This is a genomic window from Synechococcus sp. W55.2 (assembly GCF_047461635.1).
Lineage (GTDB): Bacteria > Cyanobacteriota > Cyanobacteriia > Thermostichales > Thermostichaceae > Thermostichus.
In genome coordinates, this window is the sequence record NZ_JANSHM010000041.1 from 1 (window position 1) to 24,568 (window position 24,568).

A 24,568-nucleotide genomic window follows, 5' to 3' on the forward strand; every position below is an offset into this window, starting at 1 on the left:
GGTAGTAATCCGTACTGAACATATTATACATTATTTTCAGTATAGTTGAGCTTATTATTGACTAGAGTCATGCTCTTGGGAAGATTTCTCTCTTGAGCAGAAAGGCGGGCTCAGTGCAGAAAGTGACGTATGCCGGTGCAAACCATGGCAATACCGGCAGCGTTGGCAGCAGCAATGGAATCGGCATCGCGGATGCTCCCCCCCGGCTGGATGATGGCGCGGATCCCTGCTTGGGCAGCCATCTCCACGCTGTCGGCAAAGGGGAAGAAGCCATCGCTGGCCAAAACAGCTCCTGCTGCTTGGGATCCCGCCTGCTGGAGAGCGATCTCCGCTGCTCCCACCCGATTCATTTGTCCGGCTCCGACGCCGAGCGTCTGCCTCTGCTTGGCGACGACAATGGCGTTGGATTTCACATGTTTGCAGACTATCCAGGCAAATTCCAGATCCGCCCACTCCTCCGGTGTGGGCTGGCGCTGGGTGACCACTTGCCAAGAAGGGGGGCTGTCGGTTTGCGTCGGTTCCTGGTCGCGACAGCGTTGCAGAGCAACAGGTGAATCGGCGTCTTGCACCAGAAAGCCCCCGGCCAGGGTGCGGATTGTTTGGGCAGGCCCCACACACAAGTCCGGCAAGATCAAGACCCGCAAGTTCTTTTTGACTGACAGTAGCTCAGCCGCTTCTGGAGTGCAATCGGGAGCCACCACACACTCCAAAAAAGGCTCCACCAGCCGTCGGGCGGTCTCTGCGTCCAAGGGTTGGTTGAGGGCGACGATGCCCCCAAAGGCCGAAACTGGATCAGCAGCCAGGGCAGCCTCGAGGGCGGCAGCCGGCGATGGGCGAATGGCCACCCCGCAGGGGTTGTTGTGCTTAACCACCACCGCCACCGCTTGTTCAGGTTGCAAGAACTCCCTCCGAGCAGAGCCAGAAGACACAGAGCCCTTCCCGTCAGTGGGCCGCGTCGCATCAGCATTGCGGAGTAACAAGGTTAACTCTGCCGCCAGGGCACGGGCCGCCTCCAGATCCAGCAGGTTGTTGTAGCTCAGCTCCTTCCCCTGCAACTGCTTAGCCCGGTGCCAGCCGGGGGCAGCCGGATCCGTCACATACCAAGTGGCAGCTTGATGGGGATTTTCCCCGTAGCGCAGGCGTTGCCACAGGATCCCTTGCAGTTGAAACCTGTCTTCAGCGGCAGCTGCGGAGGACTGGGAGGGACCTGCTAGCTCCAGGCGAGCCAGGTAGGTGACGATGGCGCGGTCGTAGGCCAGCACCTGCTCAAAGGCCCGACGAGCACACTGGAAGCGAAACGCCAGCCGCTCTGTTTCCCCATAGGCCCCGGAGAGCAGTTGCAAATACTGGGGGTACTGGCTGGGATCCGTCAGCACCGTAACGTAGGGATAATTTTTGGCTGCCGCCCGCGCCAAAGTGGGCCCGCCGATATCGATCTGCTCAAAAGCTTCCTCCAGAGACACTCCTGCCTGGGCCACTGTCTGTTCAAAAGGGTAGAAGTTGACCACCACCAGTTGGATGGGAGGGATCCCCAGCGCCTCTAGGTCTGCCCGGTCTTCGCTGCATTCCAGGCGGGCCAAAATGCCGCCGTGGATGCGGGGGTGCAGCGTCTTCACCCTTCCCCCCAAGATTTCCGGCGCGCCAGTGTGGGCAGAGACAGGGGTGACCGGGATCCCAGCTTCTGAGAGCGCCTTGGCGGTTCCCCCACTGCTGAGCAGTTGAAAGCCATGCTCTTGCACGAGGGACTGGGCCAGCGGGATCAGTCCGGTTTTGTCGGATACACTCAACAAAGCCAACGGTACAGAATCCTGTTCGCGACAGCGTTGCGCAGTAGCAAGGGGCATTGGAGGCGTTATCCAGTAGAGAAGGGCCCAGAGGAAAAAGCTGGCCGGGATACCCAGCCCAGCGCTCTCACAGCATACCCCGAAAGCTGGACCCTCTTGTCCAGCCACCTGGTTCAGACAAATCTTCAGATCGTTCGCATCAGCAGGACGGATCAGGAATATTCTGCTTCGCCTCGCACCTGATCCTGCCGGACCTGTTCCCGCTCCCGGTTAAGGCGGGCCACCTGGGCTTCCAGATCTTGGATACGGTGCAGCAACTGTTCGATAGCCCGTCCCACTGGGTCAGGCATGAGATGGTGATCCAGGTCAATGCCATGGGCGGGGATGCGGCGCTGATGGGGCGGGATGACCGCACGGCCTGGGATCCCAACCACCGTCATGCCGGGAGCTACATCCTGAATCACGACCGCGTTGGCTCCGATACGAGCTTTTTCCCCAATGCGAACCGGCCCCAGAATCTTTGCCCCCGTGCCGACAATCACCCCATTTTCCAGGGTGGGATGACGTTTGCCCTTGTTCCAAGAGGTACCCCCCAAGGTGACCCCGTGGTAGAGGGTAACATCATCGCCAATTTCTGCCGTCTCACCGATCACCACCCCACAGCCGTGGTCAATGAAAAAGCGCCGCCCAATCTTGGCTGCCGGGTGGATTTCAATCAATGTGAAAGAACGAGCCAAGAAGCTGAGCAGCCGCGCTAGGAAAAACCAGCGCCGTTTCCACAGCCAGTGGGCGATGCGGTGCAAAAACAGAGCATGCACACCGGGATAAGTGAAGATGACCTCCCAGCGATTGCGTGCTGCCGGATCCCGATCGAAGACACAGTCAACATCCTCCCAAAATTGCTGCCAGAACCCCAGTTTTGGCTCCGGCTTGCCAGCAGGGAGAGAATTGCCCTCCCCCGTTTTGGGGCTTTCCACCGCCGACTGCTCGGCCTCCGTCAGCATGAATGGTCTCCGTTTAGGAACCTCCACTCCCCTTTTAGCACTTTTTGCCGGCAGCAAGGAGAGATCTCCAATCGCGCCAAGGGAGCTCCTCGCGCAACTCTCCACTGGGTCGAGCTCAAGCAAATTGCCTTCTGCCCTAGCCTTTACTCAACTGCTGAGCCACCAGTTCTCCAATGGCTTGCGCGGCTCCCGGCCTTCCCCCCAGCCGCTGCAGTTCTGTCTGCATTTGCTGACGGCGCTGGGGATCTTCCAACAGAACTCGCATTTGTGCGGCCACGGCCACCGGGCGCAAGTGGCCCCGCAACTCCGGTACCACCTCTCGCCCTGCCCAGATGTTCGGCCAAGCCAAGTGACCTAGCCAACGCAGAGCAATTCTGTTGACGGCGCGGGCCAGCCAAGTGCCCAAGCCTGGAAGGCGGGTCAACAGGCCAAGAATCCCATCCCAGGCGCGCATTGCCTCCAGCTTGTTGGTAGGGATCACCACAACCATCGGCACCCCCAAATAGGCCAGCTCGGCGGTGTTGGCGCCAATGGTGGTCAGACAGAGATCACAGTTGGCCAGCACAGAATAGGCAGGGAAGCTTGTCCACAATTGCACCGTGCTGCCAAAGGGGGTAACAAACTGGGATCCCAGATTGGTCTGCTCCAGAATGGCTGAGGTGCCATAGATCAAAGCCATATCGGGATTGAGCTTGGGATGGGCATAGGCTGCCAACGACTGGGGGGTTTGTCCTGGGGCCACCGGGATCACAAAGCGGACATTCGGCAGCATCTGTCGCAGCTCATCGGCCACAGCCAACACCAATGGCACCCCCAAGGAGAGCTTGGCTGGCTTGGAGCCTGGGAGCAGCCCCACCTGATAGTGGGTGCGGTTCTCATCGCTCAGACGCTGCCAGCCGCGCGGTAGCAATTCTTCATCGGTGAAGCGGTTCCCCACTCTCTCTGGCGCAGTTCTTACAGGCTCCCCCTCGCCGATGGAGCTGGGAGATGCATCTTGGAGCAGGCCAAAGGCTTGGGTTGGGGAAGAAAAGCCTGCCGTGGGTTTGGAGGCAGCGGCAGGAGATCTGCTGCCAAGCCAGCCGGAAAGGGGCACCCCCGGCAAATAGACAGCGCTGGCTACGCCATCCGCCATCAAATCCCCGACAACGTGCATTTTGTGGGCCCAAGGGTGGCCCAGCAGCCGTCCGCCATCGTAGCGGCGTTTGATTGCCTCGGTTCGCACGGCGAAAGCATGTACCCAAGGCCGCCAACGGGGTTGATGCTCAGCATAGACCACCAGCCGATAGCGCAAGCGGCGAGCAATCCAGACGGCAAAAAACTGATCCCCCCCCAGAAACAGCACCACCCCTCGCTTGGCCCAATTCCAGGCTTCTTCGGTTTGGCCAGTAAGCAAAAAAGCCAGAAAAAAATCGGGATCCTGCACCCGATCCACGTCGACGAACGCTTGCGCTATCTTCATCTCTTGCCCGGAAGCATGGGGGCAGGGGGACAGCACCAGGGAGAGGCGTGCCTGAGGCAGTTGCTGGCGCAATTCCATCACCACCGGACGCACCCAGGTGGTCAGCTCTCCAGGGCCGTTTGAGAGAATAAGAATGTCATAGGGAGGCTCACCGCTGCTCAGTGGGGCCATCGGAGGCTGGGATCCTGCAATTAATCGTCTCATTCTACCGTTTGCCCATGGCCCTGGGCCGATTCCTGCCAGTCCGGAGATTTGTCGGGATCCCTTCCCAAAGAGGCAGCCCCAGCGTCGGCTGAGGGGCAAGGCGTTCTTCAGAGAGGCATCTGGCCATGCGAGAGGCCAGGGGATCCCTCAGGCCAGCAGGGACCCGCCGATCATCCCCGCCAGCAGAATAAATCCTTGCACCACGTTTTGGCCGAAGATGGCCGGGTACAGGGTGGGAGGAGGATTCCTTCGGTGAAGCTGCCAGGTTTGCCGGCCCCAGAGGACAGTGACGATGGCCAAGCTGACAAAATAAACTCCATGCAACCGTAGGCTGAGGCCTACCCCCAACAGCGCGATGGCAGTGCCCAAAAAAAATAGCCCTACCGCCGTCGGCGTCCGCTGCCCGAAAAAACGGGCGCTGGAATGGATCCCGGCCCGCTCATCATCTTCTCGATCCGAAAGGGCATAGACGGTATCAAATCCCAGTGTCCACAACACCGTGGCCAGCCACAGCCAGCCCAGCCCCTCTTCCCACAGGGGTGTGTTGGCATCTTGGCCGCTCACCGCCGTCCAACTGATGAGCACGGCAAATCCCCACGCCAGAGCCAGCACCAACTGCGGCACCGGAAACACCCGCTTGGCCCCCGGATAGAGCAGGATCACCGGCACCGCCGCCACACAGAGGGCAAAGCTAACCGGGTTGAGAAACAGCGCCAGCCCTGCCGCACAGGCCAAACTCACCACCGCCATCAGGATCCCGACGCCAACGGTCAACTCCCGACTGGCCAACGGGCGATGGCGGGTGCGCTCCACCAATGGATCTAAGTCCCGATCCCAAAGATCGTTGATGACACAGCCTGCCCCACTGGCAGCCAGGCTGCCCAAAATGATGATCCCGACCAACGGCCAAGGGGGTGTTCCCCGTCCGGCCAAAAAAGCTCCCCACAGAGCCGGGATCATCAAAATCAATCGCCCTGCCGGCTTATGCCAGCGCAACAGCCGCAGAATGGCTCCGCCAGTGGCCCAGAGTGCAGAAGGGGAAGCAGACATAACCGGTTTCCGGCCAATCGCGACAGCGGGACGGAGTCCTTAAAGCGTGAGTTGCCGTTCGCGGGAGGGGTGCAGAGCACCATGAGGCGTGGGTAGGGGTGGCTCCACATTAGAGATCTTAAATCATCCTGAATTGCAGGTTTTTGGAATCTTTGTGGCCCCATTCGCCGTCTCAAGACCTTGGGCAATCAGTCCACCCCTGTTCTCTTTACATTGGCCGGCCCTGGAAGTTTGATATCCTAGCGGGGGGCTGCTGTTGAAGGTGGCGGCACTTGCCCTTCTTCCCCTGTGAGGCAGTGATTGCTACGTGACCCGCTCTGCTCTGGGGGGTTGAGGCCGCAAATGCGCAGGCGCGACGGAGTTCTGTATGGAAGCAACCCTCTCCATGACTGGTTCACTTCCTCAAGCCAAGGAAGCTGCTCCCCATCTGGAGACCCTGCTGGTGGTGGAGGACGAGGATGCCATTCGGGAAACGGTTGCCCTGGCTTTAGAAGAACAGGGATATCAAGTTTTACAGGCCGCCGATGGTCGGCAAGCCCTTGAGATGGTGCATACGGTTGAGCGGCTGGATTTGATGATCTTGGATTTGATGTTGCCCAGCTTGAACGGTCTGGATCTGTGCAGGCTGCTGCGCAGGGAGGGCAACACGATTCCCATCCTGATGTTGACGGCCAAAAGTAGCGAAACCGACCGGGTGGTGGGCTTGGAACTGGGGGCCGACGATTATCTGACCAAGCCCTTTGGTATGCGGGAGCTGATCGCCCGCTGTCGCTCGGTGTTGCGCCGGCAACAACTGGCCCAAGCCAGCGATGCCACGGTGCTCCGCTACGGGGATCTGTGCATGTTTACCCAGGAGTGCCGCGTGTTGGTGCGGGGCGTCGAGGTGAGTTTTTCCCCCAAGGAATTTCGCCTGTTGGAGCTGTTTATGTCCAATCCCCGCCGCGTTTGGACGCGGGAACAGCTTCTGGAGCGCATCTGGGGATCCGACTTCATGGGCGACAGCAAGACCGTCGATGTGCATATCCGCTGGCTGCGGGAAAAATTGGAGCTGGATCCCAGCAACCCAGAGTATTTGGTGACGGTGCGCGGCTTCGGCTATCGCTTCGGCTAGTCTTTTTGCTGGCCACGCCACCGGCGGGCAAAAGAGAGCGCCTCGGCACGAGTTTGAATCTGCCCCCAAGCCTGCGCCTCCTGGAGGTCTTGCAGCAACTGGCCTACCCAGGGGCCGGGTTTGGCCCCCAAGCTGTGCAGCAGATCGCGGCCATCCAGCAGGGGCACCAGATGGGCCAGGGGATCCTGGGGGTCTTCGTAGCGTTTGAGCCAAGACTCCAGCTTTTGAGGGTCGCCGCCCGTAGCCGCCGCCAACAGCGCCAGGCCACCGAACAGGGATCCCGCCTGTTGATAAAGCCGCCACTGTTGCGCAGGGGTGGGGGAGTCCGTCAGGAGAAGCTGAAGCTGAGGCAGAAGATGGTGTAGCTTTTGGATGGCCCGCATTTCCGCTCGGCTGAAGCGCAGCCGCTCCAGCTCGGTTTCCACCCTTTCTGCCGTTCGCGTCAGCAAGACAGAGTCCTCAGTTCCCGCTGGATCCCACAACAAGGCCGCCAGCACCACTGCCAACAGCCTGCCGCGCCCTTCGCGTGAGGATGTCAAGGGCTGGGCCAGCTCTGCCAGCGTGCGGGGATAGAGCGGTTGCCAGCGCCCGGCCCACTCCCACACCGCCTGAGCTTGAGGGAAGCCCGGACTTTCCGGTTTCAGGTGGGGCAGCCAAGCCTGCAGCAACCCCGCCGCTACCGCCCCCTGTAGGTGAGCCAGCCCAGGGATCCCTGCCTCCAAGAGGGCCACTACCTCTGCCCGCACTCGTTCTGCCGCCACGTTGGCCAAAAGGGGGGCCCGCTCCCAGATCGCCTCTTGCGTAGCCGGATCCAGCACAAACCCCAGTTGAGCTGCCTGTCGATAACCCCGCAACAGCCGCACCGGATCAGCACTGAGGTTGTCGGGGTGTACCATGCGCATCCGGCTCTGGTGAATATCGGCTTGTCCGCCCGTGGGATCCAGCAGTTGCTCCCGTTGCAGATCCAAGGCCAGGGCATTGCAGGTGAAGTCCCGCTGCTCCAGATCCGCCTCAGGGGTGGATCCCACCTGCAGCCCCACGTCCACGGTCAACTTTGCCAACACAATGCGGGCAATCTGCCGTTCGGGATCCAACACCACAAAGCCCGCCCCCAACCGCCGTGCCACTGCCGCTGCCCAGCCCACGGGATCCACAGCGCACATCAGGTCCAAATCCACCGACGCTGAGGACTCCATCCCACCGTCGCGAGCGGGATCCCCAGCAGCACAGCTCCGCAGCCAAGCCAGGTAAGCATCCCGCAGGGATCCCCCTACCCAATAGCTTTCCTGCGGCAGCCACTCTTGGGGGAAAGGCAGCCGTTGGTAAAAATAGGTCAGCAGCCACTTCGTCAGCAAGGCTTCGCTCGGGCTTAGGGTCATTCCCAGTCAAAACTCCATGAAGATGAGACACCTGGGGTGGTAGGAGAACGCTTCTGGGGGTATGAAGTCAGCGTCCTCGTCTGGTCGCGTCAGCGTTGCAGAGCAACAATGAGCAGAGCAACAATGAAATGCCTGGCGTTCTTCCCTACCGCTCCAGCAGCGAGCTGCCCACAGCAGCAGGGACAAAGGCAGGAGCTGCCAAGCCCGGAGTGAGCAGATGAGGCCGCACCAGCGCCGCCAAGCCGGCAATGAACAGAGGGTCGGCATTCAAGGCGGGCACACGGCGAAAATCGGCAATCCCAGCTCGATGGGCCAGCTCCCGATACTCGATGTCGATCTCCTGCAGGGTCTCGATGTGCTCCGACACAAAGCTAATCGGCACCACCAGCAACTGTTTCACGCCTTGGGATCCCAACTCCAGGATGACCCGTTCGGTATAGGGTTGCAGCCACCGCACCGAACCCACCCGGCTTTGATAGGAGAGGGTGTGGTCATTGGGGCGTCCCACCTGCTTCCAGATCAGCCGCACGCAGGCTTCCATTTCCCGTTGGTAGGGATCCCCGGCCTCGGTGACATAGCTTTCGGGAATGCCGTGGGCGCTGAACAGCACATGCACCCCTTCGGGAGCGGCAAACCCATCCAACTGTTCCCGAATCCCTCTGGCCATCGCCTGCACGTACTGAGGCTGATCGTACCAGGAGCAGATCTGGCAGCGCTCGATGCATGCCAGCTCCGGATCTTCAGCCCAGAGCCGATCCAGCAGCTTAAAGCTGGATCCCGTCGTGCTGATGGAATACTGCGGGTAAAGCGGCAGCACCACCAAGCGGGTGATCCCATCCGACTTGATCTGCTGCACCACCGACTCGATCAACGGATGCCAGTAGCGCATGGCAACATACACCGGCACGTCATAGCCCTCAGCCACCAGGTGGGCCTGCAGTTCTCGCGCTTGCTCGGCAGTGATGCGCCGCAAGGGGGATCCCCCCCCAATGGCCGCATAGTTGCGACGGGATTTCTCGGCCCGCAGTGTGGAGATGGCCCAGGCAAAGGCCCGCTGCAAGAAGGGAAATGGCAGGCGGATCAGCTCAGGATCGGCGAACAGATTGTAAAGAAAGGGCTGCACATCAGCCTGGGTCTCTGGCCCCCCCAAGTTCAGCAGGAGCACGCCGCTTTTGGACATAACAAAGCTCATTCGCGTTGGCGGTGCGGAGCACCATGTTCTTCTTTATCCACTGTAGGGGCTCTTATCCCCCAGCGGGAAAGTGACCTTAAGTTTTTTTGCAGTCTTTCTCAGCTTTCCCCTCAGGAGAAACCACCCGCACCCAAACCTACAAGTCCAATCCGGAGACTCCGTCCCGCTGTCGCGAACAAAGTCCAAAAAGGAATCCCCACCCCCAAGGGGATCCCCAGCCTTAAAACTCCACTGTCGTGCAGAGCAGCAGAGCGGTGTTAAAACTCTCGACCTCGGTAAACCCGCTGCAGGGCCGGAGTGACCGGATAGCAATCGACATCGGCCAGGCTCAACTTCAAGCGCAGCGCATTAAGAAGTCTCCAGTAGGGGGGCACAAAAGCCTTTTCAGGGATGGGTTGGGCGGTAGGAGAAGGATCCCCAGAGCGGGCAACCGTCTCCATGGGGCAGCCGCGGTAGCGGAGCGGACGGGATCCGAGGTGAGCTGAGCGCAGATCTCGGCTGGGATCCACCGTCAAGCCGCGAAACTGGATCGCCCCCGGACGAGAGGCTTCCCGATAGCGCAGATAGCCTGCCCACACCTGGGCAATCCACCCCGGCAAAGCTTCGGGCCGAATGTGATAGCGCTCCGGCAACAGACGGTCGTTGAGAAAACCCATCAGCCCAGACCAAACTTGCCAGAGGAAAGCTCCGACAACGCCAGCAGCGGGAGACGATGAAATCTTCATGGTGGAAGCTGAAAAATGTAAAGAACCCAAAAAACCGGTATGCAGCCAGGACTTGCCGTTGATTATACCAGCCCAGATGCATCGGAACGCTCACCCTGAACCTTTTGGCCTCGAGTTTTTCTGCTCACTGGAAAGCAGAAGCCGGCTTGCGGCCAAGCGCGTTGAGCCACCCAAATCCATCGACTACAATAGGCCCAAGGCTTGGGTGTTGCTTTCTCTCTCTGAATCTTTAGCTGGTGGGGATCCTGGAAGCGCACCGACAAGCAAACTTCACTTCAATGACCACTGCACCTAATAGGGATCGACGGATTATGACCTGGCGCGGCGACATCACTCCCATCAATCGGCTGTGGGGATCCCTTCCCTACCTTCTGCCTTTGGTATCGGCTCTGCCCTTGGGCTTTTTGCCCTCTGGGCTGTTTCAATCTTTGCCAGGGCTGATCCCCATTTTTGCGCCTCTGTTTCGTCTGGTGCCCCTGGCCACGGGCTGGCTGGGAATGGGGGTGTTTTTGGCTCTCCTGTTCCTGGTGATCCGCAACACCCGCGTAGCCCATTTTGTTCGCTTCAACACCATCCAGGCGCTCTTGCTCAACATTGCCTTGTTCTTGGTGCAGGTGCTGATGCAGGCGTTTGGCATACTCTTCGGCAACCTTGGCCTGGCAGCGATGGTCAGCATTTTGGCCACCACGGCTCTCTTGGGGGTGATTGCCATCACCGTCTACGCCTGGGTGCAAAACATTCGCGGCCACTACGCCGAGGTGCCGGTGCTCTCTGATGCCGCCTATGCCTGGATTCGCTACTAGTTGTCAAGTCCCTGCGGGTCTGGTTGCCGATTTGCCGACCTCATCGGAGCTTAAGCCAACTCTTCAGCTCTCAAGGATTGTGGGAGGCCGGGGTGCCATCGGATTCGAGTTCTAGTCGCGCCAGCAGGACAGAGTCCTTTGTTGGGCAAGCCCTCACCCACCTGGACGCCTCTGGCCGAGCACAAATGGTGGAAGTGGGACACAAGCCCATGGTTGCCCGCTTGGCCACTGCCCAAGGACAAGTACGCATGTCAGAAACGACTTTGCAGGCTATTCTGGCTGGTCAAGGGCCCAAAGGGAATGTGGTGGAAACGGCCCGCCTGGCTGGGATCATGGCTGCCAAGCGCACCGCTGATCTGATCCCGCTGTGTCATCCTCTCCCCTTGAGCAGCGTCACCGTGGATCTGAATCCGGATCCCCATCTGCCCGGCTTTCTGATCACCGCTACAGTGAAAACCAACGCCCAAACAGGGGTGGAGATGGAGGCTTTGACAGCAGTTTCGGTGGCTGCCCTCACCCTGTACGACATGGCCAAGGCCTTGGAGAAGACGATGGTGATCGAAAACATCCGGCTGTTGCGCAAGTATGGGGGGAAGTCTGGGCCTTTCGAGGTAGAGGATGGGGACAACGCCGAGAAATGCTGAAAGCTTTGCAACAACCAGAGAGGGGTGTTGGGCTAGGGTTGTTGGTGGGCATTGGGGTGCTGCTCTGGCCCATGCTGCGCCAGGGCTATCCCATGACTCACTCCACTCACTTCAACCTCAGTTGGGCCTTTCAGTATCAGCGACAGTTTTTCAGCGGGCAGTTCTACCCCCGCTGGCTGGAGTATTCCAACTTCGGCTACGGCAATCCCACCTTTGCTTTTTATCCCCCTCTGTGCATGGTGGCCCCTTTGCCGTTTCGCCTGCTGGAGCTGGATATGCCCGGATCCCTGGTGGCCAGCATGGGCTTGGCGATGGCAGTCTTTGGCGCAGGGCTGTATGCCCTTCTCCGGCAACTCATCCCCTGGGCTTGGGCTCTGGTTTTGGCTCTGGCGGGTATGGCCGGCCCCTATTGGCTGGTGGATATTTACCAACGGGGGGCAATGGGGGAAGTGTGGGCCATTGCTGTCTCTCCCTGGATTTTCTGGGCCTCAGTCCAGGTGATCTGCCGGCCCCAGTCCCTTTGGCCGATTGTGGCCTTAGCCATTAGCTACGGCCTGTTGGCCCTATCTCACTTGCCCACTTTGCTGGTCTTTACGCTAACTTGGCTGCCCCTGCCGTGGGTGCTGGGCCGCTGGGATCCCCTCTGGCCCAGGGTGGGGCGCTGCTACTTGGGGTTTGGGCTGGGGCTGGGGTGGGCGGCGTTTTATCTGCTGCCAGCCTTTTGGGATCAGCGCTTTGTCCAGGTGGACTTCGTCAATTTCGTCGAAGAGTACATGCCCCAACATCGTTTGATGGTGAGTGGGCTGACCCGGCTCCAGCCGCAACTGACGCAGCACTGGTTTGAAAGCGGCCTGGTAGGGTACTGGCTCTGGATGGTAGCCGTTGTCTTGGGTGCTGGGATCCTGGTTTTCTGGGAATGGCTGGCCCGCAGGACAAGGGGGATGACCCCGATCCATTCCGTTCGCGCTGACGAGACGGAGTCCTTTGATGCCTTGGGATCCCATGCTCCCCTGGCCAAAGCGATCCTGCTCTACAGCTTGGGGGCCAGCTTGGTGGCCTTGCTGATGATGACGGATCTGCTGGGTTGGCTCTACGAGTGGATTTTGCCCCTGCGGCGCATTCAGTTTTCTTGGCGCTGGATGGCGGTGACGGCGGTAACCGTGCCCTGGCTGTTGGGATCCCTGGCCGCCTGGGGGTGGGGACAAAAGGGCTTGAGGATCCTCTTGATTGTGGGGATAGGTCTGGCCATGGGGATACAAAGCTGGCAGGGCTGGCAGGTCTTGTCCAGAGCCAGGTTTGACCCCCAGACCATCCAAACTTTTCAAGAGCTGTCTGCAGCCAAGCCATTTCCCAATGAGCCCCAGCAGCGACCGGGCATCGCTTTTCTTCACTGGCACTGGATCTTTCCCGATGGGCTGGCGCTGGTGGATGTGCTGGAGTACCGGCCTCGCCAGGCAACGCTGCCCATGCCGCCCCCAGAGGTGGATCCGCTGCTGCGGTGGCAAGGCGACATGGTGAACTTTGGACGAGAACAAAGCGATCTGGAGCCACTGTTGGAAGTGGAGCAGTGGCGCTATGGCTACCGTCGTTTTCGGGCCGTTAACCCCACTGCTCAGGATCGATGGGTAGTCCTGCGCACGTTTTACTACCCCGCTTGGCGGGTACAGGTGGATGGTCGCCTCACGTCTGCTGAGCACAGCGGAGTGGGGCTGTTGCAGGTGCGGATCCCACCGGGGGATCATCGCGTGCAGGTGCGCTATCTGGGTACTGCAGCCGAGTGGATGGGGTGGATCTTGACCGGCCTGACGGGGGTGCTGCTGGTGAAGCTGCGGCGGCTGCTTCGTTTGTTGAATTTGAACGGAGCACAGAGACAAGACACTCCAGAGGAGGCAACAGCATGCTGAGTCGCGTGGCCGATTCCATCTACTGGCTCAACCGCTACGTGGAGCGCGCCGAGAACATCGCCCGCTTTATCGATGTCAACCTAAACCTGATTCTCGACTCGCCCAGCGGCACCGCTCAGCAGTGGGATCCCATTGTCTACACCACTGGGGATCAGGAGCTGTTTTACCAGCGTTATGGCCAGGCGACCCAAGAAACGGTCATCCAGTTCCTGGCTTTTGATAGGGATTACCCCAACTCCATCCTTTCCTGTTTGCGGCTGGCGCGGGAAAATGCCCGCTCTGTGCGGGAGGTCATTTCTTCAGAAATGTGGGAGCGGGTCAACCGCTTTTATTTGATGGTCAAAGAAGCGGCTCAGCAAGGCCCCCACCTGAGTCAGCTCCATGATTTTTTCACGGAAGTGAAGCTGGCCAGTCACCTATTCGCCGGGGTGATGGATGCCACCATGACCCACGGGGAAGGTTGGCACTTTGGCCAGATTGGCCGTCTTTTGGAGCGGGCGGACAAAACGGCGCGCATTTTGGACGTTAAGTATTTTATTTTGCTGCCCTCTCTGCAGTATGTGGGTACGGCTTTGGATGAGTTGCAGTGGATTGCTTTGCTGAAGTCGGCCAGTGCTTATGAAATGTACCGGAAATACAGCCGCCAGCACCGCATCAATCCCAGAGAGGTGGCCTCTTTCCTGATTTTGGATCGGCAATTTCCCCGCTCCATTCAGTTTTGTCTTATTCACGCAGATCGATCCCTGCACCAGATCACCGGCACCCCAGCCGATACCTGGCGGGATCCCAGCGAGCGAGCTTTGGGCCGCCTGCGTTCTGAGCTGGACTACCTAACCATCGACGACATTATGGAGCAGGGCTTACATGAGTTTCTCGACAAATTGCAGCTACAAATGAACCACGTTGGCGATTGCATCTACGAAACTTTCTTTGCCACTCGCCCCTTGCAACCGTCTGAATCCCCTCTACTCTCTCAACGTCAAGCCCAACTGACATGAACGGCCTCGACTCTAAATGCAACGAGAAAAACAGGACACCTGGCCAATTGGGCTGGATCGGCAGCCGACGGGAGTAGATGAGGCAGCCTTTATTGCCGCCAATGCCACACTGATCGGCGATGTCCAACTTGCGGAAGCGGTGAGCATTTGGTACGGGGCTATCCTGCGGGGGGATCTCTCGCCCATTGTGATTGGCCGCCGCAGCAATATCCAAGATGGAGCCATTCTGCACGGGGATCCCGGACAGCCGACCCTGGTTGGCGAGGAAGTGACCGTAGGCCATCGAGCGGTCATCCACAGTGCCCACATCGAGGGGGGATGTCTGATCGGGATTGGGGCCGTTCTCTTGAGCGGGGTCACCATCGGGGCGGGCAGCATGGTGGGAGCTGGAGCAGTGGTCACCCGGTCTGTGCCACCCCACTCTTTGGCGGCGGGGATCCCGGCCAAGGTTATCCGCACCCTCACCGAGGAAGAGGTTGAGCAACTGCGCCTTCACGCTCAGCACTACGTGGATCTGGCGCTTCAACATGCCAGCCGCTTTGGCCGGTGGAGCAGAGGTTCGGGCGAGCGACTTTGAGCCTATTTTGCCAGCCGTCTCTCAACAGCCGGGATCCACACAGAGCACCCAGGTATCTTTGCTGCCGCCCCCCTGGGAGGAGTTCACCACCAGGGATCCCTTCTTGAGGGCGACGCGGGTCAGCCCCCCTGGGTGAACATAAATGTCCTTGCCATAGAGGATGTAGGGCCGCAAGTCCACATGACAGGGTTCTAGACGGGGGCCTTCTCCCCGATCCACCAAGGTGGGCACGCGAGAAAGGCACAGGGTGGGTTGGGCGATGTAGTTGCGCGGCTGGGCGCGGATTTTCTCGGCAAAAGCAGCCCGCTCTTCCGGTGTGGCCTGGGATCCCATCAACATGCCGTAGCCACCCGACTCGTTGGCTGCCTTCACCACCAGCTTGTCGAGGTTCTCCAGCACATACGCCTGATCCTTGGGATCCCAGCAGAGGTAGGTGGGCACGTTGGGCAAAATGGCCTCTTCTCCCAGGTAGTAGCGGATCATCTGCGGCACATAGGCGTAGATCACCTTGTCGTCCGCCACCCCTGTTCCCAAAGCGTTGGCAATCGCCAGCCGCCCCGACCGGTAGACCTCAAACAGGCCCGGAACCCCCAGTAGAGAATCGGGGCGAAAAGCAAGGGGATCGATGAAGTCATCGTCGATGCGGCGGTAGATCACATCCACCCGCTGCAGCCCTTTGGTGGTGCGCATTTGCAAATAGCCATCGGCCACCACCAGATCCCGCCCTTCCACCAGCTCCACCCCCATCTGCTGGGCGAGGAAAGAATGCTCGAAGTAGGCGGAGTTGTAGATGCCGGGGGTGAGCACCACCACCGTTGGGTTGGCTAGGTGCGGCACCAGGTTAAGCAGAGTATCCAACAAATGGCTAGGGTAGTCGTCCACCGGGCGGATCCCCATGGTGTTGAACAGGGAGGGAAAGGTGCTTTTCATCACCCGCCGATTTTCCAGCACATAAGAGATTCCCGACGGACAGCGCAGGTTATCTTCCAACACGTACCAAGTCCCGTCCCGATCCCGCACCAGGTCGGTGCCGGTGACGTGGCACCAAATTCTCCCCGGCGGGTTGAGCCCCACACAGGGCCGCAGAAATCCCTTGGCCGTTTCGATCAGCTCGGCAGGGATCACCCCATCCTTAAGGATCTTCTGGTCGTGATAGACATCGTCGATGAACAGGTTGAGGGCGTGGATGCGCTGCTTGAGACCCTTCTCCAGCCGCTGCCACTCGGAAGCTGAGACGATACGGGGAATAATGTCAAAGGGGAAAATTCGCTCTGTGCCCTGGCTATCGCCATAGACGTTGAAGGTCACCCCCATCTGAAAGAGGGCCGCCTGTGCTGCCGCTTGCCGCTGCTGCAGTTCCCCTTCTTCCAGAGAATGAATGCGCTCAATCAACGGGATCGCCTCAGGACGGGGCTGGTTACGCCCCAAAAACAGCTCGTCGTAAAACCCCTCGCCCGGGTCGTAGGCATCAAAACGCACGTCTGGGATCCCTGGAACGCTATCATCTTCTTCTACTTCTTCTACTGTTGGCGGCTCTGGATCTGCATAGTGTGCTTTCAGCTACTTTTAGCCTGGTAAAAAGAAAGGACTCCGTCCCGCTGACGCGAAAGGACTCCGTCCCGCGAACAGTGGGTTGGCCAAACCAGGGGGGGAGCTCTAGGGATCCGCCACCTCAAAGGCCCATAGCCCCCGCTCGGCAGGGATCCGATGCAACTGCCCCTTGGGAAAGCGCCGTTGCAGCTCTGCCCCCTGCTGATCCCATACTGCCTCATTCGTGAACAGGGTAAACGGCGGTTCTAGGTCTTGGCCGGGCAACGTCTCTGGGGAAAAAACCTTCACCTCCTGCTCCGGCCCAGCAAAAAATTGAATCCAACTTTGCCAGTAGATAGGCTCTCCCCAGCTGAAATAGGGGTAGGCAGTGCTAGCCGCCAGATAGAAGCGGTAGTCGGGATCCATTTGGCGAGCTGCCACATAGCGCCCGGTGGCCCCCACATCGTTGCCCTGCGTCCAGCCTTTGTGGACAAAGTCTCCAAAAATGGCCAGGTTCCACCCCCCAATCAGCAGGATTGCCCCCGCCATCGCCGCCGCCGGCAGCCAACTCCCGGCCCGGGATCCCCAGCGTTCCAGGAGACCTGCCAGCACTTGGATCCCTTCCAAGGTTAGATAGGCTACAAAGGGCAGGATCACCAGCAGGCGGGTGTAGTTGGGGGCTTTGGTGATGGCCAAGCTAAACAGCAGGTAGAGAAATAGGAAGCTGCCGATACAGAGCCAGTCGTGGGGCTGGCTGCGCTTCTTGAAAAGGCGGTAGAGGCCGGATCCCAGCCCCAGCCAGATCAAAGCCCCCGTCAAGGGATCCACAAAAGCGTGGCCATAGTTGGGATAGATGTAGCCTCGGTCGTGTTGGCTGCGGTCGTTGAACATGCTGAGGCCGTTGAAGATGTTGCGCCAGACCGCCTCCTCTGGCGTAGCCGCATTCACCCACATCTGTTGTAACGCCCGCCCTTCCGGGAAAAAGAGAAATTGTTGGCGAGAGTACTCGGCGCTCACCGCGGGTGCTGTGACCGTAGCCACCAGAATGGGCCCAGCCACCAGAAAAAAACCCAACGCCGCCGGCACCGTCAGCTTAGCCAGGACCCAGAGGGGATTAGCTTGCTTGTTTTCTCCTCGGAGATCCTCCCGGCCCAGGAGCAGGTACAGAACTCCAAACAGCAACCCCAGCAGGATCACCACCCGCCCCGGCAAATAGCCGTAGAGGGAGAAAGCCGCCGCTCCTCCCCCCAGATAGAGCAACAGGGGATTTTTTTCCCGCACGCCCTTGAGGAGCAAGGCCAGGGCCGCACACTCCACCAGCACAATCAGGTTTTCCCGCATGGCCATGCGGCTGATGCCCAGCAAGGCGTGGTTGGATCCCAAGAGGGCCGCCCCCGCCAAAGCCAGCCGGGATCCCCAAAATGCCCGAAAAAACCCGTAGGCCACCAGAATGGTGACGACCCCGAAGGCGGCATGTACCGTGCGCACATTGAGCAGCGTGACTCCCCCCATCAGCCGCGTCAGGCCGCCGAAGAGGCTGAACATGAAGCGGGGGAAATAGAAATACTCCGGCATCAGCCCAAAGATATCGGGATAGCGCACCCCTGAGGCGCGACGGGCCATGGAGGTGATCACAATCTCGTCAGTATTGATCTGAAAAGGGATGTTGGGCAGGTCGTAGAGGTAAATCGGAGCAAAGACCAGCGCCAGCAGAGCCAGGTGCAGCAGCTCCTGTCGCCAGCGCAGCCGCGTCGGATCCCAAGGGGGTTGAGCCGGGGAAAACTGCGCCCAATACAACCCCACCAGCAGGATGCTCAGCAGCCAGAGGCCAATCTGCAGCACGTGGTAGCCAAACACCCCGTACCAGAGGATCAGGGCTACCCCCAAGCCCAAGCCGGATCCCAGCAGGGGCAGATGCCGGGAGGTCATCACCCTATCCCAAACCGCCATAGAACCGATACGACTGGAATCAGGAACGAATCGATCCCTCTCAGCCTACCAGGCGCAAGATGCTCGACAAAACCAGAACTCAGTCAGCGCCCTCCCCCCTAGTCTTTCTCCCAAGGGGCGAGGGGAGATCAGAAAAGGTTGGAATCAAAACTTTGCCCCACCTGTTCTAGGGATCGCCAACAGGGATTCACAAAATCAATAACCCCGCATTGGCTCCGCCTCTGGCTCCAATTCCGGATCTATGAAGTTGGACGGATCGTAGAGGAAGCGGTTGACCTCGTCCTCAATGCGATAGATCTCGAAGGGCTCCAATTGTTTGCCAGTTCGCAAGGCCAGCAGGTAGCCATCCACCAGCAGACGTAGCTCATCGGTGCGCCGGTAGCCCCGCTGCCAGGTATCCACCAGAGCATCGGTCAAAGCCTGATAGTGCCGGATCAACTTTGGGTCTTGCAACATGGTGTTCCCTTGCCCTGCCTGTTTCTATCCTAACGTTTGGTGTCTCCTTGTAAGCGGGGATTGCGAACGGGATCCCGAAGCTTGGTCTCTTCTTGGCTTCAAGCCATGGGCAGGTGCAGCCGCGAAGGCGTCTCGCCACCGCTGCGGAGAGTGATGGTGAGAATGCGGGCCTCAATCAGCCGCTCTTCCCGCATTCCCGTGCCTGTGTTGACAGGATAGGCCGGAAAACAAGCCGCGCTAAGGCTGAGGCGCAGAGCATGACCGCAAGGAATGCGAATACAGGTGGGCTGACAGGGAATCAGAATGGGGGTACTGGGCTGGGGATCCCGTAGGCGACAATAGCCTTGGGAAAAGTTATACACCTGCCCATCGGGCCTTACCACCGAGAGCACAGCGCAAAGATCGAAACTGGGGCTGTCGGCCTCCGCGTACACCTCCACAGCAATGTCCCCGGCCAGAACCAGCTCGGCTTGCAGCGGCGGAGTGGTATAGGTCAGGACATCGGTGCGGCAGTCGAGGGCGGAGCGCTCTTGCGGCCCGGCAGGCTGAACTAGGTGGCCCCCCAAGGCCGGCACCGGTCGCCAGGGATCGTGAACAAAGGTATCCGATTGTTGCGTCGGCGAGGGTTCAGGGCGAAGGGATCCCTCTGCTTCTGAAAGGGCAGCCAAGCCGGTGCTGTGTAGGTAAAAAGCTTTTGGCTCAGGGGTAGGCCAAGCATCAAAGCCGCGCCAGCGGTTGGATCCCATCTCGAACAGGCGTACCGGCGGCTCCTGGAGGATCCCTGTATCTTTGCCTTTGAGGAACTGGTCAAACCAGCGCACCTGCAGCCGATCGATGGGGCTGACAGCCTCTGGGCCAAAGTCCAACGCCCCCACTTTGCGCCCCCAAGGGAGATGGATCCAAGGGCCGATGATCAGGTATTGAGGGTTCTGGCTGCGGGCGCTCATTTCCTTGTAGAGGCGCAGGCTGCCACTCAGGTAGCTGTCAAACCAGCCGGCAATGTGTAGCATCGGCAGATCCACCACCTCTAGACGGGGAGAGAGCTTGCGCCAGTATTCATCCGGCTCGCTGTGCTCCAGCCAGTCGAAGTAATAGGACTGGGGGGCATACTGCTGCAACACCCCCGGCTTGAGGGGGATAGGGTCGTAGAGGGGGAGATTGCGGGCAGCTTTCAAAAGCGCCTGGTAGGCATTGGCATCCCCCCTGAGACGCGCCCCTTCGGTCTCCAGTTGCAAGGCCCAACTGAGGTTGTTGTAGAAGGCAAAGGCCCCCCCTGGGTAAGCGGCATCGGCATAGAGATCGTAAGGCAGCATCGCCGGGCAGATGGCCTTCAAGGCGCTGGGACGGGTAGAAGCCGCATACAGCTGGGTCATGCCCTGATAAGAGAAGCCGTACATGCCCACTACGCCGTTGCTCCCCGGCAAGGCAGCCGCCCAATTGACGGCGTCAAACCCGTCTTCCACCTCATGGCGGAAAGGGTAGAAGGATCCCTTGGAAGTTCCCCGTCCGCGCACATCCTGGATGACCACAATGTACCCCTGGGCCGCATACCACCTGGGATGGGCATACACCACCGTCGAGGCAATGGCCCGCCCATAGGGCTGCCGCATCAGCAAAACCGGGTAGCTCCCCTCCCCTTGCGGGCGATAGACATCCGCGTCCAGTTGGATCCCGTCGCGGGTGAACATGGAAACAGTTTCGCGGGGGCGAACGGGCAACATGGCCTGGGTTGGGCTAGCGGATCTTGCCAAAGGGATACCAACCAAGGACAACCTAAGGGATCCCTGGGTGGATTCTTCCTAAGATAAAACAGAAGCCCTTATGAGAGGGAGAAACTCCCACCAGAGTTTGAGCCCCTTCCCTGGTATTGCCCTTGATCTCCGGCCTGCTGGCGCAAACGCAGCCCCCTCCAGACCCCTCTTTTATGGCTTTTATGGATTTATGGAAACAGAGACCCTGGGAAAAGATTTGTCGGAGTACCCCTGACTTCCAACCTCTACAGCTCCCAGAGCCATTGAGGCCTAAGCCTCAGCAAATGCCCTTCTCCAGCCCCCCGACAGCACCTGCAAATCCTCCTCATCCAAGTCCGCAGGAGTGCCGGAGCGGATGAGCTCGGCAAAATCTTCGTTGGGCACCATGAAGCAGAGGGCGTAGAGGCGGCCTGGGCCGGTATTGTGGATTTCATGTACACCGGTCGGCGGTACCAGAATGCTATCTCCAGTTTTGATGGGAGCCGCTTTTCCATCGCAAATGGCCAGGCCTTCCCCCTTGAGAACAAAAAACATTTCCACAGCCATTTGATGGCGATTTGGAGGGGTTTTGCCTCCCTCATCGAAGATCTCCACACAAAAGGTTAGAGAAATCTGAGCATGAGAAGGATCGAACACGATGGCCAGGCGATTGGTATCGTGGGGGCTGATGCGAAAAGCCTGATAATCGGCAGGGGTTTTAACAATTGGAATCACGCAGCGGGAAAGCGTTTGCATCCGGATCCTCCGCTCAAGAGATGAGGGGTGAATAGTGGGCAAGTGCTAACAGGGGAGAGCCGCGAGCAAATCTGAGGAGGAGGCGACAAAGCCAAAGCACTGCTTGACGTTGTAGAGGGTAGCTAGCAAACAGTATTCAGGAGAGGTGGTGGCGGCGCAGTCTTCCAGCAAAATGCAGTCGTAGCCGAGGAAATTGGCATCTTGCAGCGTGGTCATGACGCACTGGTCGATGTTCACGCCGGCAAAAAAGAGGGTGGTGCGCCCCAGGTTTCTGAGAATGCTATCGAGAGGGGTATCCCAAAAGCCGCTCATGCGGAACTTATCCACCCAGATATCCTCGGGCTTGACCTCCAGTTCCTCCACCACAGCAGCGCCCCAACTGCCCCGCGTGAGGACCAAAGACCCGTTCTTAGGCAAGGGATCCCCCAGCCCTACTCCCTCTCCGGTGGGGTTGTACACATGTCGCAAGCCGGCGCTGATGTTGAGCAAGTCAGGGCGATTGCCCCAGTTCACCCACACAATCGGCACTTGAGCTTGTCGCAGGCGGGGCAGCAGGGCTTTTAGAGGGCCGATGGGAGCCCGTGCAGGTGTAACATCGACGCCAATGCTGGCCAGCCAACCGTCGGGATGACAAAAGTCGTTTTGCATGTCGATCACCAACAACGCCGCCTTGGCCAGATCCAAGCGCAGGGTTTTGCTGGAGGTGGGTAGCAGGATGGGCCGGGGATCCAAGGGCGGACGGGTGAGGTCGGCCATTTCGGCATTCACAGCCCAGGCATTGGGAGGGATCCCAAGGGTCTTCAAGGGGCGATTGGGAGTGCTCATGGATTCTCCGCTCGCGTCGCGCAGCAGTGGGATCAGGTTGGGCAGTTGAGTGATGACCCACAACTACGCTCGACCTTAATGCACAGCTGACCTGACTTTGGAATCATAGGCTACACTTTCTCACCTTATTAACGCATGGGATCCCCCAGGGTCAGTCGATAGGGGCTGAGATGGAGATCAGGAGAAGAAAAACCGAGGAGATTTCCGAAAAGCTGCCCAGGGATCCCTCCCTGCACGCTATGCTGTAGAAACTTGAAATGATTATGTAGAAGCATGAGCATCCTGCGGCAATATATCTTTCCCGCTCTCATCCTGCTGGTGTTTCTGTTTACCCTGGTGGTGGTGAGCATCCGCTCGTTTCTGCCGGAGGATATGGCCCAGCCTGCCCCTCTAGAAGAAGCGACGCCTGTGGCCCTTTCTGCAAATGCCTGAGGATGGCTGAACAAGGGATCCCTTTGCCCGCCGGTTACCGTTGGCGCATTGGTTCAGCCTGGGATCGGCCCTGGGTGAGACGAGGATTGCAGGCCACGTTGCAGGAATCTTTTCCAGAACAAAGCAACTGGGATCACCTAGAAGAGACGCTGGATCGCCTCTTCGACCCACCCCGCACCCCCTGCTGGTGGATCTTGAAAGAAGAAACTGCAGAGCCGGTGGGCTGTGTTTGGGCCGGCATCTCCACAGATCAAGCCACCCATCGGCGGGTGGCCTACGTCTTTTTGCTCTGGGTGGATCCCGCCCATCGCCGGCAGGGCCTGGGCAGAGCTTTGATGCAACAGGTGGAACGCTGGGGATCCCAGCAGCAGCTGGCGGCCATCACCCTGCAGGTTTATTGCCATAACCAGGCTGCCCTCAATTTCTACAAGCGGGCCCATTTCTCCGTGCAAGGCTACTGGCTGTACAAACCCCTCGGCGCCGCTGGCGTGGCAGAACCAAAAGGTTATGAAGTTTTGTAAATAAGCTGGGATCCGCTCTCAGTTGCTCTTTTGATGAAAGCGGTGGCAAAGACTGGAGGGAAAGCCCATGTCCAGACCTGTCAAACTCAGTGAAGCTGAGGTCCAAGCCAAGCTGGAAAATCTGCCGGGCTGGTCTTTGCAGGATGGGAAGCTGCATCGTCAATTTCAGTTTCGCTCCTTTGTCGAAGCCTTTGGCTGGATGAGCAGTGTGGCCTTGGTGGCCGAGAGCATGGGGCACCATCCCGAATGGACCAATGTCTACAACCGCGTGCGGGTGGATCTCACCACCCACGATGCCGGGGGCATTACAGAACTGGACTTTACCCTGGCGCAACGCATGAACGAGCTGGCCAGCTAGACGCTTCAGTACCCAACTTTGGGGATCCCTCAAAGCCGGCTTGGCAGAGGATCCCCATTTTGTCGCTGCCTCAAAGTTGTGTTGGATTGTGTCGGGAGCTGTGTCGGTCTGATAGACTAAGCCTAAGGTTAAGAAATGATAATTTTATGAACGTGCTGGTTGTGGGGGCGACGGGAACGCTGGGCCGTCAAGTGGTACGCCGAGCCATCGAAGAGGGACACCAAGTTACCTGTCTGGTGCGAAATCCGGCAAAGGCTGCTTTCTTAAGTGAATGGGGCGCTCACCTGAAGGTGGGAAACCTGCTTCAGCCCAGCACCCTCAACTCCGCCATGGAAGGCATCGAGGCGGTGATCGACTGTGCCACGGTGCGGGTGACCGACACCCTCAGCGCCCGTCAGGTGGACTGGGATGGCAAAGTTGCCCTGATCAATGCAGCCCGAGCTGCCCAGGTAGGGCATTTTATCTTTTTCTCCATCATGGGCGCCCACCACGAGTATCCCAATGTGCCCCTGATGAATTTCAAGCATCACATTGAGAAGTATTTGGTTGGATCCCAGATGCCCTACACCATTTTCCGGCCAGCGGGCTTTATGCAGGGGTTGATTGGCCAGTACGCCATCCCCATCTTGGAAGAACAAATCGTCTGGGTAACCGGCGAGGGCATGCCAACGGCCTACCTAGACACCCTAGATGCAGCCCGGTTTGCGGTGCGAGCTCTCACTGTAGAAGCTGCCAAGCAGCAAATCTTTCCCTTGGTGGGGCCCAAGGCTTGGACGGCTCGAGAAGTCATTGCCTTGTGCGAGCAGCTCTCCGGCAAAAAGGCCAAAGTCAGCACCATGCCGCTGGGACTGCTGAGAGGGGCGCGCAAGGTGGCGCAGTTTTTTCAGTGGAGCTGGAACATTGCCGACCGGCTGGCGTTTGTGGAGGTGATCGCGGCCAAAGAACCCATGCACGCCGATATGACGCCTGTATGCGAAACCCTGGGGATTGAACTGACCTCTCTGACCTCGCTTGAGGATTACCTGGCGGAGTATTTCCAGAAGATGTTGAAACGGCTTCGCGAGCTAAAGGTCAAGCAACCCAAAGTCAAAACGCCCTTCTAGGTTGTGTTGATCTTTCATTTGAGCCAAAAGAGAGCACTGACGAGATAGAGAAAACTCAAGAAGTTCCTGGCCA

23 protein-coding genes are annotated in these 24,568 nt (G+C 59.1%); 10 read left to right on the forward strand and 13 right to left on the reverse strand.

What is annotated here, in order from left to right; genetic code table 11:
* Positions 1 to 110 precede the first annotated feature (110 nt).
* From purH to NW828_RS09160, 4 genes are all read right to left on the reverse strand, one after another.
* Positions 111 to 1,844 carry a bifunctional phosphoribosylaminoimidazolecarboxamide formyltransferase/IMP cyclohydrolase gene (gene purH / locus NW828_RS09145; protein ID WP_414383371.1) on the reverse strand — a complete coding sequence of 578 codons (1,734 nt, stop codon included), beginning with the start codon at positions 1,842 to 1,844 and terminating at the stop codon, positions 111 to 113.
* Between the two features lie 152 nt (positions 1,845 to 1,996).
* Positions 1,997 to 2,788: a serine O-acetyltransferase gene (cysE, locus tag NW828_RS09150; protein WP_414331426.1), complete on the reverse strand. Its 792-nt coding sequence runs from the start codon at positions 2,786 to 2,788 to the stop codon at positions 1,997 to 1,999.
* Positions 2,789 to 2,924: 136 nt separating this feature from the next.
* Complete coding sequence (locus tag NW828_RS09155; protein ID WP_414383373.1) at positions 2,925 to 4,418, reverse strand: hypothetical protein; 1,494 nt, start codon at positions 4,416 to 4,418, stop codon at positions 2,925 to 2,927.
* A gap of 180 nt (positions 4,419 to 4,598) precedes the next feature.
* Positions 4,599 to 5,501 (reverse strand): 4-hydroxybenzoate solanesyltransferase, encoded by a 903-nt coding sequence (locus NW828_RS09160; RefSeq protein ID WP_414383375.1) that lies wholly within the window; start codon positions 5,499 to 5,501, stop codon positions 4,599 to 4,601.
* Positions 5,502 to 5,886: 385 nt separating this feature from the next.
* Here NW828_RS09160 and NW828_RS09165 point away from each other — a divergent pair, with 385 nt between their 5' ends.
* Positions 5,887 to 6,612, forward strand: a complete 726-nt coding sequence (locus NW828_RS09165; protein WP_414343626.1) for a response regulator — start codon at positions 5,887 to 5,889, stop codon at positions 6,610 to 6,612.
* Here NW828_RS09165 and NW828_RS09170 read toward each other — a convergent pair.
* The 3 genes from NW828_RS09170 to NW828_RS09180 all read right to left on the reverse strand — a co-directional run bounded on the left by NW828_RS09170 (position 6,609) and on the right by NW828_RS09180 (position 9,908).
* Positions 6,609 to 7,991, reverse strand: coding sequence for a CCA tRNA nucleotidyltransferase (locus tag NW828_RS09170; protein ID WP_414383377.1), 1,383 nt, complete (start codon positions 7,989 to 7,991; stop codon positions 6,609 to 6,611). The genes NW828_RS09165 and NW828_RS09170 overlap by 4 nt on opposite strands.
* A gap of 145 nt (positions 7,992 to 8,136) precedes the next feature.
* The gene (hemH, locus tag NW828_RS09175) at positions 8,137 to 9,171 is read right to left on the reverse strand and encodes a ferrochelatase (protein WP_414383379.1); all 1,035 of its coding nucleotides are present in this window, start codon (positions 9,169 to 9,171) and stop codon (positions 8,137 to 8,139) included.
* Between the two features lie 269 nt (positions 9,172 to 9,440).
* Positions 9,441 to 9,908 carry a hypothetical protein gene (locus NW828_RS09180; RefSeq protein WP_414383381.1) on the reverse strand — a complete coding sequence of 156 codons (468 nt, stop codon included), beginning with the start codon at positions 9,906 to 9,908 and terminating at the stop codon, positions 9,441 to 9,443.
* 278 nt (positions 9,909 to 10,186) lie between these two features.
* On the opposite strand from NW828_RS09180, the gene NW828_RS09185 reads away from it, so the two are divergent.
* From NW828_RS09185 to NW828_RS09205, 5 genes are all read left to right on the forward strand, one after another.
* A complete protein-coding gene (locus tag NW828_RS09185) occupies positions 10,187 to 10,711 on the forward strand; it encodes a Tic20 family protein (RefSeq protein WP_414383383.1) in 525 nt (174 codons plus the stop codon).
* Positions 10,712 to 10,803: 92 nt separating this feature from the next.
* Positions 10,804 to 11,355: a cyclic pyranopterin monophosphate synthase MoaC gene (moaC, locus tag NW828_RS09190; RefSeq protein ID WP_414383385.1), complete on the forward strand. Its 552-nt coding sequence runs from the start codon at positions 10,804 to 10,806 to the stop codon at positions 11,353 to 11,355.
* A complete protein-coding gene (locus NW828_RS09195; RefSeq protein ID WP_414383387.1) occupies positions 11,349 to 13,259 on the forward strand; it encodes a hypothetical protein in 1,911 nt (636 codons plus the stop codon). The genes moaC and NW828_RS09195 overlap by 7 nt, the downstream gene beginning before the upstream one ends.
* Complete coding sequence (locus tag NW828_RS09200; RefSeq protein WP_414383389.1) at positions 13,253 to 14,257, forward strand: alpha-E domain-containing protein; 1,005 nt, start codon at positions 13,253 to 13,255, stop codon at positions 14,255 to 14,257. Before NW828_RS09195 ends, NW828_RS09200 begins: the two co-directional genes overlap by 7 nt.
* 16 nt (positions 14,258 to 14,273) lie before the next feature.
* Positions 14,274 to 14,834: a gamma carbonic anhydrase family protein gene (locus NW828_RS09205; protein ID WP_414383391.1), complete on the forward strand. Its 561-nt coding sequence runs from the start codon at positions 14,274 to 14,276 to the stop codon at positions 14,832 to 14,834.
* A gap of 21 nt (positions 14,835 to 14,855) precedes the next feature.
* On the opposite strand, the gene NW828_RS09210 is transcribed toward NW828_RS09205, so the two are convergent.
* From NW828_RS09210 to NW828_RS09235, 6 genes are all read right to left on the reverse strand, one after another.
* A complete protein-coding gene (locus NW828_RS09210) occupies positions 14,856 to 16,313 on the reverse strand; it encodes a circularly permuted type 2 ATP-grasp protein (RefSeq protein ID WP_414383393.1) in 1,458 nt (485 codons plus the stop codon).
* A 177-nt stretch (positions 16,314 to 16,490) separates the two neighbouring features.
* Positions 16,491 to 18,293 carry a glycosyltransferase family 39 protein gene (locus NW828_RS09215; RefSeq protein ID WP_414383395.1) on the reverse strand — a complete coding sequence of 601 codons (1,803 nt, stop codon included), beginning with the start codon at positions 18,291 to 18,293 and terminating at the stop codon, positions 16,491 to 16,493.
* Between the two features lie 216 nt (positions 18,294 to 18,509).
* A complete protein-coding gene (locus tag NW828_RS09220) occupies positions 18,510 to 18,770 on the reverse strand; it encodes a DUF6761 family protein (RefSeq protein WP_011434405.1) in 261 nt (86 codons plus the stop codon).
* A gap of 98 nt (positions 18,771 to 18,868) precedes the next feature.
* A complete protein-coding gene (locus NW828_RS09225; protein ID WP_414383397.1) occupies positions 18,869 to 20,521 on the reverse strand; it encodes a CocE/NonD family hydrolase in 1,653 nt (550 codons plus the stop codon).
* A gap of 270 nt (positions 20,522 to 20,791) precedes the next feature.
* Positions 20,792 to 21,256 carry a cupin domain-containing protein gene (locus NW828_RS09230; RefSeq protein ID WP_011434408.1) on the reverse strand — a complete coding sequence of 155 codons (465 nt, stop codon included), beginning with the start codon at positions 21,254 to 21,256 and terminating at the stop codon, positions 20,792 to 20,794.
* Between the two features lie 45 nt (positions 21,257 to 21,301).
* Positions 21,302 to 22,144, reverse strand: a complete 843-nt coding sequence (locus NW828_RS09235; RefSeq protein WP_238376823.1) for a cysteine hydrolase family protein — start codon at positions 22,142 to 22,144, stop codon at positions 21,302 to 21,304.
* Positions 22,145 to 22,354: 210 nt separating this feature from the next.
* Here NW828_RS09235 and NW828_RS09240 point away from each other — a divergent pair, with 210 nt between their 5' ends.
* The 4 genes from NW828_RS09240 to NW828_RS09255 all read left to right on the forward strand — a co-directional run bounded on the left by NW828_RS09240 (position 22,355) and on the right by NW828_RS09255 (position 24,495).
* Complete coding sequence (locus tag NW828_RS09240; RefSeq protein WP_011434410.1) at positions 22,355 to 22,513, forward strand: hypothetical protein; 159 nt, start codon at positions 22,355 to 22,357, stop codon at positions 22,511 to 22,513.
* Positions 22,514 to 22,515: 2 nt separating this feature from the next.
* On the forward strand, positions 22,516 to 23,034 hold the full coding sequence (locus tag NW828_RS09245; RefSeq protein ID WP_414383399.1) for a GNAT family N-acetyltransferase: 519 nt from the start codon (positions 22,516 to 22,518) through the stop codon (positions 23,032 to 23,034).
* A 67-nt stretch (positions 23,035 to 23,101) separates the two neighbouring features.
* On the forward strand, positions 23,102 to 23,392 hold the full coding sequence (locus tag NW828_RS09250; protein WP_414383401.1) for a 4a-hydroxytetrahydrobiopterin dehydratase: 291 nt from the start codon (positions 23,102 to 23,104) through the stop codon (positions 23,390 to 23,392).
* A 146-nt stretch (positions 23,393 to 23,538) separates the two neighbouring features.
* Complete coding sequence (locus NW828_RS09255; RefSeq protein WP_414383403.1) at positions 23,539 to 24,495, forward strand: NAD(P)H-binding protein; 957 nt, start codon at positions 23,539 to 23,541, stop codon at positions 24,493 to 24,495.
* Positions 24,496 to 24,568: the final 73 nt, after the last annotated feature.